Genomic DNA, 11689 nt, shown 5'->3' on the forward strand with positions numbered 1-11689 from the left:
GTCAGTTCTGTTGATCGCGTTCGGCTTTCCACTGTTCGAATTCAGCGCGGTCGGCGCGCTTGGCTGCCATCTTTTCGTGCAGCTCGTCGAACTTCTTCTGCTGTTCAGGCTTGAGTAGATCACGCACCTGTTTTTGGGTTTTTTCCTGGTTGGCGCTCAGTTCGTCCTGCATGGCTTTGCGATCGGCTTCGGGCAGCTTGTTCAGGTACCGATGAGTGATCTCGCGATGACTTTTCATCTGCTGACCCATCAGTTGGCGCATCTCGTTGCGTTGCTCCTTGGTCAGGTCGAGCTGCTCGAAAGGCGAGTGGTTGCCACCATGATGGCGCTGACCGTTCTCCGGCATGGCCATGGCAATGGTGGGCAGGGTGGAGGCGAAGAGTACGGCGATCAGGGTCTTGCGCATCATGAGTTTCTCCTTGATATGGGAACCGGTCACCGGTTGGGCGCCCATCGAGGGCGCCTCAGCTGGCATCGACCGGATGAGCTCAGTCTAGGGCGCGCAAGGTCAACGGCAGTCAGTGCTGGGTAAAGGCTGGGTAAAGGCCGCTCAGGATGCGTAGAGGTAGCCACGGCTGCGCAAGGCAACTATCCGCTGGCGGCCGTCTGGATGGGGGCCGAGTTTGCGGCGCAGATTGCTGACGTGCATGTCCAGGCTGCGGTCGTAAAGAGTGAGCTTGCGGCCCAGGGCCAGCTGCGCCAATGCCTGCTTTTCAATAGGTTCGCCGGGCTGACCAAGAAGTGCTTCGAGAATGCGGCCTTCGGAGAGGGTGAGTGTGACTTCATGGTCGCCGACGCTGGCCACGCCGCGTGCGGGGCTGTACCAGAGATCACCCAACTCGAGTTGAGTCGGCGTGCTGGCCGGCTGGCTACGGCGTAGAACGGCTTTCAGGCGAGCGGTCAGCTCGCGTGGATCGCAGGGCTTGGCAAGGTAGTCGTCGGCGCCCAGCTCCAGGCCCAGGATGCGGTCAAGTGGTTCGCCTCGCCCAGAAAGCATCAGGACTGGCAGGTCGGGATGTTCGCTACGCAGCTGCTTAAGCAATTCCAAACCACTGCCGTCAGGCAGCATCACATCGAGCACGACTGCGGCGGGTTGGTGTTCGGCCAGCGCAGCACGGGCGCTCTGGCCGTCATGGCAGGCGCGGGCGACAAAGCCTTCCTGGGCCAGCCAGCTGACCAACAACTCGCAGAGCTCCTGGTCATCGTCTATCAGCAGCAATTCGCTCATGGTTCGCTCGTGTCGATTCAGTTGAGCCATTGACGGCGGCGGCGGCCGCGGGTTGTCAGGACGCCAAGCAGAAAGCCCAGCACGCCCACGCCGCCCCCAACCGCGAACCACTGTTGCTGGTCGTTTAGCAGTGGCGGTTGCACCGGTGTCTGCGCTTGTTCTTGTTCAAGCTGCAGGCGCAGTCGCTGGTTTTCCTGGCGCAGTCTTAACAGCTGAGCCTTGCCCGCCACACTGGCGGCGTCGAGGTTTTGCTTGATCGCCTCCCGTTGCTGCTGATTGTCGCTCAGGCGATGCTCCAGCTCGACCTGCCGTTCGGCGGGGGGCTCGATGGGGGCTTCTTCGGCCTGCAGCAAGGGTGTGGCGAAACCTAGAGCAATCAGCAAAAACAGCGGACCTTGGCGCATCGGAACTCCTTTTTCCTCAACGGTTGATTCTCTGTAGGGCCGTGGCGAAGACAGCGCTACTGCAGGGGGCGGCGTCAGCCGATCGACTTAGGGGTAAACCTGCTTGAAAGGCTTGACGATGACATCGCCATATACGCCTGCGGCTTTGTAGGGGTCGGCCGCCGCCCACTGTTCAGCGGCCTGGAGAGAATCGAACTCGGCGACAACCAAGCTGCCGGTAAAGCCGGCTGCGCCTGGGTCATTGCTATCCACTGCCGGATGCGGGCCAGCCAATACGAGTCGGCCCTCGCTTTTAAGCTGGTCGAGACGTGCCAGATGAGCGGGGCGCGAGGCGAGACGGTCCTGCAGTGAGTTGGGTACATCGCTGGCGATGATGGCGTAGAGCATAATGGATTCCTATGATTCTTCAGGTTCGGGTTGCATGTGTCGCACCAGATATAGGGCCTGGCCAGCCATGAACAGCAGCGTCAGGCCGAGGCTGCCAAAGACTTTGAAGTCTACCCAGATTGCGGGATAGATGAAGGCAACGAAGAGATTGGCGAAGCCGCAAACGAGGAAGAACAGAATCCAGGCGACATTGAGCTGGGTCCATTGTGCTGCCGGCAAGCGGACGGCATGCCCCATCATCCGTTGGATCAGTGGCTTGTCGCCGATGAAGTGGCTACCAGTGAAGGCCAGCGCGAACAGCCAGTTCAGTACCGGCGCTTTCCATTTGAGAATCGCTTCGCTGTGCAGCGCCAAGGTCAGCCCGCCGAACAACAAGCAAGCCGCCAAGGTCAGCCACTGGCTTTTTTCAAGTCGCCGCTGATGGATGAATAAAACGCCGTAGAGGATGACTGAGCTGACGACCAGCACTGCTGTTGCGCTGAATATGCCGCCGACGTCTAGGCTGAAACCCGCGATGTCGATCGTTGTAGGCGCGATTTTGTAGGCGATGAAGAACAGCAGCAGCGGAACGAAGTCGATGATTTGTTTCACGAGGCAAGCCAGAGGGCAGATGTGCCCGGCATAATAACAAACCGCGCTTTTAGCGGAACGCTGTCTGCTTGCCGTTTCCAAGACATTGCGCAAGCTTTGGCAAACTGGACGACGGCACGAGTGCTGGCGCTGGCGGTCACACGCTGTGAGTGGCCAAGCCCCCTGGAGAATCTGTTTCGAATGATTGTTGATCTGCATTGCCATAGCACCGCCTCCGACGGCGTGCTTGCGCCCGACGTGCTGGTGCAGCGAGCCCATGCGCGTGGCATCGAACTGCTTGCGCTGACCGATCACGATACCCTCGAAGGGCTCGATGATGCCCGCGCCGCTGCTGATGCGCTGGGTGTCCGGTTGGTCAATGGCATCGAGCTGTCCTGTGTCTGGAATGGCGCCACCATCCATGTGCTGGGTTATGCGTTTCGCCGTGATGCTGTTGCGCTGCAACAGGCTATCGGCGAGTTGCACGCGGGCCGCTGGCAGCGCGCCGAGACGATTGCTCAGCGCCTCGAGGCCAAGGGGATGCCCGGTGCGCTGGACGGTGCCCGGGCCATTCAGCAGGAGCTGGGGGATAGCGGCAACGCGCCGGCACGCCCTCATTTTGCGGATTATCTCGTGCGTGCCGGGCATGTGCGCGACCGCGCCGAGGCATTCCGCAAGTGGCTCGGCTCCGGCAAGCTGGGAGACGTCAAACAGCATTGGCCAACGCTTGAGCGAACCGTATGCACCTTGCGCGACGCCGGCGCATGGATCAGTTTGGCGCATCCTTGGCAGTACGATTTCACCCGCAGCAAACGACGTCGACTGATAAGCGAATTCGCCCAGGCGGGCGGTCATGCGCTGGAAGTGGTCAACGGTATGCAACCGTTGGAGCAGGTGGGTGGCTTGTCGATCCTGGCGCGGGAGTTCGGGCTGATGGCAAGCATCGGCAGTGATTTCCATGCGCCAGGCGACTGGTCGGAGCTGGGTATGTACAGAGCCCTGCCTGACGACTTGCGACCGCTTTGGACTTCTTTTGATCACGAACCCGGCGCGTCTGTTGGCCGCTGAACAGGGAGTTCCCATGAGCCAGTTCTTTCAGATACACCCAGACAATCCGCAGGCCAGGCTGATCAAGCAAGCCGTAGAAATCATTCGCAGCGGCGGCGTGGTGGTTTACCCCACCGACTCTTCCTACGCTGTGGGTTGCTCGATGGGAAACAAAACCGGCATCGAGCGCATTCGCCGCCTGCGTCAGTTGGACGATAAACATAATTTCACGCTGGTCTGTCGCGACTTGTCCCAGCTCGGATTGTTCGCGAAGGTGGATACTGCCGCTTTCCGCCTGCTCAAGACACATCTGCCAGGGCCTTACACCATCATTCTCAGCGCCACGCGGGAGGTGCCGCGCATGCTGTTGCATCCGAAGCGCCGTACCATTGGCCTGCGCGTGCCTGCTCAGCCGATTGCGCAGGCGCTGCTAGCCGAGCTGGGTGAGCCATTGATGAGCGTCAGCCTGATCCTCCCTGGTCAAACCGAACCGATGAGCGACCCTTACGAAATGCGCGATGCACTGGAGCATCAGGTAGACCTGATCATCGACGGCGGTTACGGTGGCGTCGAAGCGTCAACCGTCATCAGCTTGGTGGATGGCGATCCTGAAGTGATACGGGTCGGGTGCGGCGACCCCGCGCCGTTCGCCGGCTGAACCGTTCGCCTTTTTCAAATCTACGAAGGAAACCCTTTTGAGCGCCATGGATTCGCAGCGACGTGTAGTCTCCGGAATGCGGCCTAATGGCCGTCTCCACCTCGGCCACTATCACGGCGTGCTGAAGAGCTGGGTCAGAATGCAGCATGAGTACCAATGTTTTTTCTGCATCGTCGACTGGCATGCACTGACCACCGATTACGCTGCAGGCACGGACATCGCACGCAACGTTCATGAGATGGCAATCGATTGGCTGGCAGCCGGGGTCAGCCCGAGTTCTGCCACGTTGTTCGTTCAGTCGCAGGTGCCCGAGCATGCCGAACTGCACCTGCTACTTTCGATGATCTGCCCGCTGGCGTGGCTGGAGCGCGTGCCGTCCTACAAGGAGCTGCAGCTCGATGCGCAGCACAAAGACCTCGGCACCTACGGCTTCCTCGGGTACCCGTTGCTGCAGGCCGCGGATATCCTCGCTTATCGCGCTGGCGTCGTGCCTGTTGGCGCCGATCAGTTGCCGCATATCGAGTTTGCGCGCGATGTCGCCAGACGCTTCAACCATCTGTACGGCAGCGAAGAGGATTTCGAGGTCAAGGCTGAAGCGGCGGTGCGCAAGCTCGGCAAGAAAAGCTCCAAGCTCTACGCCAGTCTGCGCAAGAGCTACCAGGAACAGGGTGATCTCGAGGCGCTGAATACCGCCCGAGCGCTGCTCAAGGATCAGCAGACCATCACCATTGGCGACCAGGAACGCCTGTTTGGCTATCTGGAAGGGAGCGGCAGGTTGTTGTTACCCGAACCGCAGGCGCTGCTCAGCGATGCCCCCAAGGTGACTGGGCTGGACGGTGGAAAGATGGCCAAGTCGGCCAGCAATTCCGTCTTTTTGCGCGACACGCCGGCTGATATTGAGGAAAAGATCAAGCGCATGCCAACCGATCCGGCACGCGTTCATCGCCATGATCCGGGGGAGCCGACGCGTTGTCCGGTGTGGCAAATGCACCAGGCCCATTCGGTAGAAGAGGTTTGCCAGTGGGCGGAGCAGGGCTGTCGCACTGCGGGCATCGGCTGCCTGGAATGCAAGGCGCCACTCATCGATGCCATCAAGCTCGAGCTAGTACCGCTGCAGGAACGGGCTCAGGACTACGAGGCGAATGCGGATCTGGTGCGCAGCATTCTCGCCGAAGGCGCTGAGCAGGCCCGCGACGAAGCACGCGAGACCCTGGTGGTTGTGCGTCAGGCCATGGGTCTGAATTATCGCTAGAGCCTATTCGGGCGCCGGCATAAGCTGTCGCCGCTTCCAGTACTCGTTCGTTCCGGAGAGATAATGCAGGACACCCAGGCCGAGGCGACCCTCAAGGCGCCCGGCGAGCAGCTGCGGCTGGCGCTTGTCTACGGCGAGGCTTTCAATAACCTGCCGCAGGATCTCTATATCCCTCCAGATGCGCTCGAGGTCTTCCTTGAGGCATTCGAGGGACCGCTGGATTTGCTGCTGTATCTTATCCGCAAGCAGAACATCGATATTCTCGATATCCCTGTCGCGGAAATCACGCGTCAGTACATGGGCTATGTCGAGTTGATGAAGGCCGTGCGCCTGGAGCTTGCGGCCGAGTACCTGGTAATGGCGGCCATGTTGGCGGAGATCAAGTCGCGCATGCTGCTGCCTCGCTCGGCCGAGGTGGAGGAGGACGAACTCGACCCGCGTGCCGAGTTGATCCGCAGGCTTCAGGAGTACGAGCGGTTCAAGGCGGCGTCGGAAGAGATCGACCAGCTGCCACGGGTCGGGCGTGACCTGCACGTGCCGAAACTCGACGCACCTGACGCGCGCGTGCGCAAGCTGCTGCCTCAGGTCAGCCTGGAGGAGCTGTTGATCTCCATGGCGGAGGTCTTGCGTCGTGCTGACATGTTCGAAAGCCACCAGGTCACGCGTGAGACGCTGTCGACCCGCGAGCGCATGAGCGATGTGCTCGAGCGGCTCAAGGGCGGCGGCTTTGTGCCTTTCGTGGCGTTGTTTACCGCCGAGGAAGGGCGGCTTGGTGTGGTGGTGACCTTCATGGCGGTGCTTGAGTTGATCAAGGAGTCGCTGGTCGAGCTGGTGCAGAACGAGCCCTTCGCACCGATTCATGTCAGGGCCCGCAGCGATGAGGCCTCATTGCCACTGGAAGCGTCAATGGAGCCGAGCCTGTGAATCTGTCCGATCCCAAAGATCTTGCCTCGCTGCTTGAAGCTTTCTTACTGGCCTCAGGCAAACCGATGTCGATAGAGCGGATGGCCGAGCTGTTCGACGAAATTGAGCGGCCAACCCCCAGCTTGCTGCGCAAGGCACTCGAGGTGCTGGATAAGTCCTGCAAGGGTCGAGCGTTCGAGCTGAAAGAAGTGGCCAGTGGTTACCGCCTGCAGGTGCGCGAGCGGTTTTCGCCCTGGGTAGGACGTCTATGGGAGGAGCGGCCGCAGCGATATTCGCGCGCCTTGTTGGAGACGCTGGTACTGATCGCGTATCGCCAGCCAATCACCCGTGGCGAGATCGAGGATATCCGCGGAGTGGCGGTCAACAGTCAAATTGTGAAGACGCTATTGGAGCGCGAGTGGGTGCGGGTGGTCGGTCATCGCGACGTGCCAGGGCGACCGGCAATGTTCGCCACTACCAAACAGTTCCTCGATCATTTCAATCTGAAGAACCTCGACGAGCTGCCCCCGCTGGCAGTCTTGCGTGAGATGGAGCCTGAACCCCAACCATTAGATGTCGAAGAGGCTCCGGTGCCGGCGGCGTTGCAGGCGCGCGCCGATCTCGAAGCGGCGCCGGAGGCGCCGCGTGAACAGACCAGTTTCCGCAGTCTTCTGGCCGAGCTGGACAGCATGGAAACCGGATTGAAGACCGATTTTGACGACTTGCGCGCAGAGGCTGAGCCTGATGAAGGTCAGTCCGCCCCCGAAGAGGATCGTCGCGACTATTGATCGGTTACCTGGCGCCCCGTCAGGTAGCTTGCATAGTCAGGGATACTCAGTGAGTGTTCCTGGTCCAGCAACGGACTGGAAAGCAGGTAGTCGGCACTGCTTTCATTGGCCGCCAGCGGGATGTTCCACACCGCTGCGACCCTGAGCAGCGCCTTCACGTCAGGATCATGCGGTTGTGGTTCGAACGGGTCCCAGAAGAACACCAGCATGTCGATCCGGCGCTCGGCAATGCGGGCGCCGATCTGCTGGTCTCCTCCGAGTGGGCCGCTGATCATGCACTCGACCGGCAGCTGCAGGCGTCGCTCGAGGAGCAGTCCGGTGGTCCCGGTGGCCAGCAACTCATGTGCTTCCAGCTTTGATTTCTGACGCTCAGCCCAGTCCAGCAGACGCTCCTTGCAGTGATCGTGTGCGACCAGTGCGATGCGTTTGCGGGCTGGGAGTGTTGCGCTCACAAAATCGATGCGGTTCATGTTCGTCCTACATGACAGTAATGGGCTGCTGCCCTTATGACGCTTCGTGAAGAGCGCGGCAAGTGTCGAGCATTCGGTTGGAAAACCCCCACTCGTTGTCATACCAAGCCATCACTTTCAGCAAGCGTCCGCTAACCTTGGTGTGGTTGGTGTCGAAAATAGAGGACATCGGGTTGTGGTTGAAGTCGCAGGAAACCAGAGGTAGCGAGTTGCACGCCAGGATCGGCGAGCGCTCACTGGCGCTAAGCATCAGTGCGTTGACCTCCTCGGCGGTGGTCTCGCGGCTCAACTCAAAGGTCAGGTCGACCAGCGAGACGTTGATGACAGGAACGCGCACGGCCATGCCTGTCAGCTTGCCGGCCAGCTCTGGCAGGACCAGGCCCACCGCTTCGGCGGCACCGGTCTTGGTCGGGATCATCGACTGGGTGGCCGAGCGCGCGCGGAACGGGTCGCTGTGATAGACGTCCGACAGATTCTGGTCATTGGTGTAGGCGTGGATGGTAGTCATCAGGCCGTGTTCGATGCCGTATTCGCGTGACAGCACCTGGGCAACGGGTGCCAGGCAGTTGGTGGTACAGGAGGCGTTGGAAATGATCTGGTGCGACTGGCGCAACGTGTCGTGATTGACGCCGTAGACGATGGTGGCGTCAACGCCGGAGGCCGGGGCAGAAATGATCACTTTGCCGGCGCCGGCTTGCAGGTGCGCGCTGGCTTTTTCACGGGAGGTGAACAGCCCGGTACACTCGAAGACCACATCGACGTTGTACTGGCGCCACGGCAGCTCCGCAGGATTGCGGATAGCGGTTACAGCAATCGAGTCACCGTTGACCCGCAGCTGGTCGTCTGTCACTTCGACCTTTGCGTCGAATTGGCCGTGCACGCTGTCGAACTGCAACAGGTGAGCGTTCATCGCCGGGCTGCCAAGGTCGTTAATCGCCACGACCTGCAAATGCTCGCGATAGCTCTGGCTGTACAGGGCGCGAAGGACGTTGCGTCCGATACGGCCGAAGCCGTTGATGGCGATTCGAATAGTCATAAGAGGTCCTGGGCGGATTTTGTTGTAGGAATTACAAGATTATTCCTGTCAAAATAGAAATCAAGCCCAAATCCATGTTGTTTTGTTGGTAAAACTAAAGATTCATGAGCAGGAGTGATGGCATGCACCCGCGGATTCAAGAAGTGACTGAGCGATTGATCGAACGCAGCCGGCCGACCCGACAGCGCTACCTGGCGCAGATGGCCGGCGCGGCGAGTGACGGGCCTCAGCGCGGCAAGCTGCAATGCGCCAACTTCGCTCACGGAGTTGCCGGTTGTGGGTCGGCCGATGACAAGCAGCGTTTGCGACTGATGAACGAGGCGAATGTAGCCATCGTTTCGGCCTACAACGACATGCTCTCGGCGCATCAGCCGTATCAGTACTTTCCCGACCTGATAAAAGAAGCGCTTCGTGAAGTGGGCTCGGTAGGGCAGTTCGCCGGTGGCGTACCGGCGATGTGTGACGGCGTGACCCAAGGCGAGGCGGGTATGGAGCTGAGCCTGGCCAGCCGCGAAGTGATTGCCATGGCTACGGCTGTCGCACTGTCCCACAACATGTTCGACGGGGCCCTGTACCTTGGGATCTGCGACAAGATCATTCCAGGCCTGATGATCGGCGCGCTGCGCTTCGGTCATCTACCGTCAGTGTTTGTGCCCGGTGGCCCGATGACCTCCGGCATTCCCAACAAACAGAAAGCGGAAGTGCGCCAACGCTACGCAGAAGGCAAGGCCAGCCGCGAGGAGCTGCTGGAATCGGAGATGGCGTCTTATCACAGCCCCGGTACTTGCACGTTCTATGGCACCGCCAATACCAACCAGGTGGTGATGGAAATCATGGGCTTGCATCTGCCGGGTTCATCCTTCGTCAATCCCTATACGCCACTGCGCGACGAGCTCACACGTGAGGCGGCGCGGCAGATAACTCGTCTTACCCCGCAGTCGGGTAACTATGTGCCGCTGTGCAAGATCGTCGATGAAAAGTCGATCATCAATTCGGTGGTGGCGCTTAATGCCACGGGTGGCTCCACCAACCACACCTTGCACATTCCGGCGTTCGCTCAGGCGGCAGGCATCCAGTTGACCTGGCAAGACATGGCCGATATTTCGGCCGTTACACCGACGCTGGCCAAGGTCTACCCGAACGGCCAGGCGGACGTTAACCATTTCCATGCCTGTGGGGGCGTTCCGTTCATGGTGCGTACGCTGCTTGCGGCGGGCTTGCTACACGAGGACGTACATACGGTCCTGGGCAAGGGCCTCAGCCAATACACCAAGGAACCCTTCCTCGAAGACGGCAAGCTCGTCTGGCGCGAAGGGCCGGATAACAGTTTGGACGAGGCGATACTGCGCCCGGTCGAGCGCGCATTTTCGCCAGAAGGCGGGCTGCGTGTTCTCGAAGGCAATCTTGGCCGCGGCGTGACAAAGATCTCCGCCGTTGCGCCGGAGCACCGTGTGGTGGAGGCGCCGGCACGCGTCTTCAGTGACCAGAGCGAGCTCGCACTGGCTTTTAAGAATGGTGAATTGGAGAAGGATTTCGTCGCCGTGGTGCGTTTCCAGGGGCCGAAAGCCAATGGTATGCCTGAACTGCACAAGCTGACCCCGTTCCTCGGCGTGCTACAGGATCGCGGCTACAAGGTGGCGCTGGTCACTGACGGCCGCATGTCGGGCGCTTCCGGAAAGGTACCGGCGGCTATCCACGTCTGTCCTGAAGCGCTCGACGGCGGTCCGCTGTGCCGTGTGCGCGACGGCGATGTCATTCGTGTCGATGGCGAAACGGGTGAGCTTCTCGCGCTGGTTGATCAAGCCGAGTTCGATAGCCGCGATGCCGTCTCGGCCCCTAGCGATTTGGGAATTGGCTGCGGACGCGAACTGTTCGGTTTTCTGCGCGCTTCGTTCAGCCCGGCGGAAAAGGGCGCAAGCGTATTCACCGAGGAGTTGGAGACGCTCAAGTGACGGCGCTCGTAGGGGATATCGGCGGCACCAACGCGCGCTTTGCCCTGTGGCGAGGTCAGCAGATCGAGTCTGTGCGGGTATTGCCGACCGTTGATTATCCGCGTCCGGAAGATGCCATTCGTGCCTACCTGCAAGGCGTCGGACTCGCTGTCGACGCGCTGCAGGCCGTGTGTCTGGCCTGTGCCGGGCCTGTCTCAGGTGATGAGTTCGCTTTCACCAACAATCATTGGCGCCTTAGCCGCAAGGCGTTCTGCCAGGGCTTGGGATTGAGCAACCTGTTGCTGATCAATGACTTCACCGCCATGGCGCTAGGTATGACCCGGCTGCGCGAAGGTGAGCTGATCGAAGTCTGTCCGGGTCAGTCTGAAACCGGCGCAGCACGCTTGGTGATCGGCCCCGGGACCGGCCTCGGCGTCGCTACACTGCTGCCGCTCAAGGACGGCGGTTGGCGGGCGCTGCCGGGGGAGGGTGGCCATGTCTGCCTGCCAATCGGCAGCGCACGCGAGGCTGCGCTGTGGACGCGGCTGCACGATAAGTTAGGGCACGTAAATGCTGAAGCGATTCTGAGTGGCGGCGGTTTGCTGGAGCTCTATCGGACCAGCTGCGCACTGGATAACGAGGCGGTAAAACTGACCAGCCCAGCTGAGGTGACTGCGGCGGCTCTGAACGGTGATGCTTACGCGGCAGCAGTGCTGGAACAATTCTGCGTCTGGCTGGGTCGGATCGCCGGCGATAATGTGTTGACTACGGGTGCGCGAGGCGGCGTCTATATCGCGGGCGGTATCATTCCGCGCTTCGTCGAGTTCTTCAGGCGCAGCGGATTCAGCCAGAGTTTTCGCGACAAGGGCAATATGAGTCGGTATTTTGACAATATCCCGGTCTGGGTAGTGACTGCCAAGTATCCTGGCCTGGAAGGCGCCGGCGTGGCTTTGCAGCAATTGCTGGAGGGCCGGCACAGCGGGGACTAACCCGTTTCGAAACATCCTATAAGAAG

Annotated in this window: 14 protein-coding genes; 7 read left to right on the top strand and 7 right to left on the bottom strand. The window is 60.4% G+C overall.

The genetic code is table 11. The features are described 5' to 3' along the window. Position 1: 1 nt before the first annotated feature. The 5 genes from AAGW23_RS12015 to AAGW23_RS12035 form a co-directional block, all read right to left on the bottom strand. The gene (locus tag AAGW23_RS12015; protein ID WP_342406745.1) at positions 2-406 is read right to left on the bottom strand and encodes a Spy/CpxP family protein refolding chaperone; all 405 of its coding nucleotides are present in this window, start codon (positions 404-406) and stop codon (positions 2-4) included. A 144-nt stretch (positions 407-550) separates the two neighbouring features. Further along, positions 551-1228, bottom strand: a complete 678-nt coding sequence (locus AAGW23_RS12020) for a response regulator transcription factor (protein ID WP_342406714.1) — start codon at positions 1226-1228, stop codon at positions 551-553. Positions 1229-1245: 17 nt separating this feature from the next. Next, positions 1246-1632 carry a hypothetical protein gene (locus tag AAGW23_RS12025; protein WP_342406715.1) on the bottom strand — a complete coding sequence of 129 codons (387 nt, stop codon included), beginning with the start codon at positions 1630-1632 and terminating at the stop codon, positions 1246-1248. Positions 1633-1719: 87 nt separating this feature from the next. Continuing rightward, on the bottom strand, positions 1720-2019 hold the full coding sequence (locus tag AAGW23_RS12030) for a YciI family protein (RefSeq protein ID WP_102834504.1): 300 nt from the start codon (positions 2017-2019) through the stop codon (positions 1720-1722). A 9-nt stretch (positions 2020-2028) separates the two neighbouring features. Beyond that, positions 2029-2610, bottom strand: coding sequence for a septation protein A (locus tag AAGW23_RS12035; RefSeq protein WP_342406746.1), 582 nt, complete (start codon positions 2608-2610; stop codon positions 2029-2031). 180 nt (positions 2611-2790) lie between these two features. On the opposite strand from AAGW23_RS12035, the gene AAGW23_RS12040 reads away from it, so the two are divergent. The 5 genes from AAGW23_RS12040 to scpB all read left to right on the top strand — a co-directional run bounded on the left by AAGW23_RS12040 (position 2791) and on the right by scpB (position 7237). Then, positions 2791-3657 (top strand): PHP domain-containing protein, encoded by an 867-nt coding sequence (locus AAGW23_RS12040; RefSeq protein ID WP_342406716.1) that lies wholly within the window; start codon positions 2791-2793, stop codon positions 3655-3657. A gap of 13 nt (positions 3658-3670) precedes the next feature. Continuing rightward, positions 3671-4294 carry an L-threonylcarbamoyladenylate synthase gene (locus AAGW23_RS12045; RefSeq protein WP_342406717.1) on the top strand — a complete coding sequence of 208 codons (624 nt, stop codon included), beginning with the start codon at positions 3671-3673 and terminating at the stop codon, positions 4292-4294. 46 nt (positions 4295-4340) lie between these two features. Next, on the top strand, positions 4341-5546 hold the full coding sequence (locus tag AAGW23_RS12050) for a tryptophan--tRNA ligase (protein ID WP_342406747.1): 1206 nt from the start codon (positions 4341-4343) through the stop codon (positions 5544-5546). A gap of 63 nt (positions 5547-5609) precedes the next feature. Further along, on the top strand, positions 5610-6470 hold the full coding sequence (locus AAGW23_RS12055) for a ScpA family protein (RefSeq protein ID WP_342406718.1): 861 nt from the start codon (positions 5610-5612) through the stop codon (positions 6468-6470). Beyond that, positions 6467-7237 (top strand): SMC-Scp complex subunit ScpB, encoded by a 771-nt coding sequence (scpB, locus tag AAGW23_RS12060; protein WP_342406719.1) that lies wholly within the window; start codon positions 6467-6469, stop codon positions 7235-7237. The genes AAGW23_RS12055 and scpB overlap by 4 nt, the downstream gene beginning before the upstream one ends. On the opposite strand, the gene AAGW23_RS12065 is transcribed toward scpB, so the two are convergent. Together AAGW23_RS12065 and gap are read right to left on the bottom strand one after the other, a co-directional pair. Continuing rightward, positions 7231-7707, bottom strand: a complete 477-nt coding sequence (locus AAGW23_RS12065) for a methylglyoxal synthase (RefSeq protein ID WP_342406720.1) — start codon at positions 7705-7707, stop codon at positions 7231-7233. The two genes, scpB and AAGW23_RS12065, sit on opposite strands and share 7 nt — an antisense overlap. Positions 7708-7741: 34 nt before the next feature. Beyond that, positions 7742-8743: a type I glyceraldehyde-3-phosphate dehydrogenase gene (gap, locus tag AAGW23_RS12070; RefSeq protein ID WP_342406721.1), complete on the bottom strand. Its 1002-nt coding sequence runs from the start codon at positions 8741-8743 to the stop codon at positions 7742-7744. A 122-nt stretch (positions 8744-8865) separates the two neighbouring features. On the opposite strand from gap, the gene edd reads away from it, so the two are divergent. Together edd and AAGW23_RS12080 are read left to right on the top strand one after the other, a co-directional pair. Next, positions 8866-10695: a phosphogluconate dehydratase gene (gene edd / locus AAGW23_RS12075; protein ID WP_342406722.1), complete on the top strand. Its 1830-nt coding sequence runs from the start codon at positions 8866-8868 to the stop codon at positions 10693-10695. Further along, entirely contained in the window at positions 10692-11663 is a 972-nt protein-coding gene (locus tag AAGW23_RS12080) for a glucokinase (protein WP_342406723.1), read from the top strand. The genes edd and AAGW23_RS12080 overlap by 4 nt, the downstream gene beginning before the upstream one ends. Positions 11664-11689 lie beyond the last annotated feature (26 nt).

It is taken from the genome of Stutzerimonas chloritidismutans (assembly GCF_038562055.1).
Lineage (GTDB): Bacteria > Pseudomonadota > Gammaproteobacteria > Pseudomonadales > Pseudomonadaceae > Stutzerimonas > Stutzerimonas chloritidismutans_A.

What these genes read in the sequence shown, in the direction of transcription:
- AAGW23_RS12015 (WP_342406745.1), bottom strand. Translation starts at nt 406, where the DNA reads ATGCGCAAGACCCTGATCGCCGTACTCTTCGCCTCCACCCTGCCCACC.
- AAGW23_RS12020 (WP_342406714.1), bottom strand. Translation starts at nt 1,228, where the DNA reads ATGAGCGAATTGCTGCTGATAGACGATGACCAGGAGCTCTGCGAGTTG.
- AAGW23_RS12025 (WP_342406715.1), bottom strand. Translation starts at nt 1,632, where the DNA reads ATGCGCCAAGGTCCGCTGTTTTTGCTGATTGCTCTAGGTTTCGCCACA.
- AAGW23_RS12030 (WP_102834504.1), bottom strand. Translation starts at nt 2,019, where the DNA reads ATGCTCTACGCCATCATCGCCAGCGATGTACCCAACTCACTGCAGGAC.
- AAGW23_RS12040 (WP_342406716.1), top strand. Translation starts at nt 2,791, where the DNA reads ATGATTGTTGATCTGCATTGCCATAGCACCGCCTCCGACGGCGTGCTT.
- AAGW23_RS12045 (WP_342406717.1), top strand. Translation starts at nt 3,671, where the DNA reads ATGAGCCAGTTCTTTCAGATACACCCAGACAATCCGCAGGCCAGGCTG.
- AAGW23_RS12050 (WP_342406747.1), top strand. Translation starts at nt 4,341, where the DNA reads ATGGATTCGCAGCGACGTGTAGTCTCCGGAATGCGGCCTAATGGCCGT.
- AAGW23_RS12055 (WP_342406718.1), top strand. Translation starts at nt 5,610, where the DNA reads ATGCAGGACACCCAGGCCGAGGCGACCCTCAAGGCGCCCGGCGAGCAG.
- AAGW23_RS12065 (WP_342406720.1), bottom strand. Translation starts at nt 7,707, where the DNA reads ATGAACCGCATCGATTTTGTGAGCGCAACACTCCCAGCCCGCAAACGC.
- gap (WP_342406721.1), bottom strand. Translation starts at nt 8,743, where the DNA reads ATGACTATTCGAATCGCCATCAACGGCTTCGGCCGTATCGGACGCAAC.
- edd (WP_342406722.1), top strand. Translation starts at nt 8,866, where the DNA reads ATGCACCCGCGGATTCAAGAAGTGACTGAGCGATTGATCGAACGCAGC.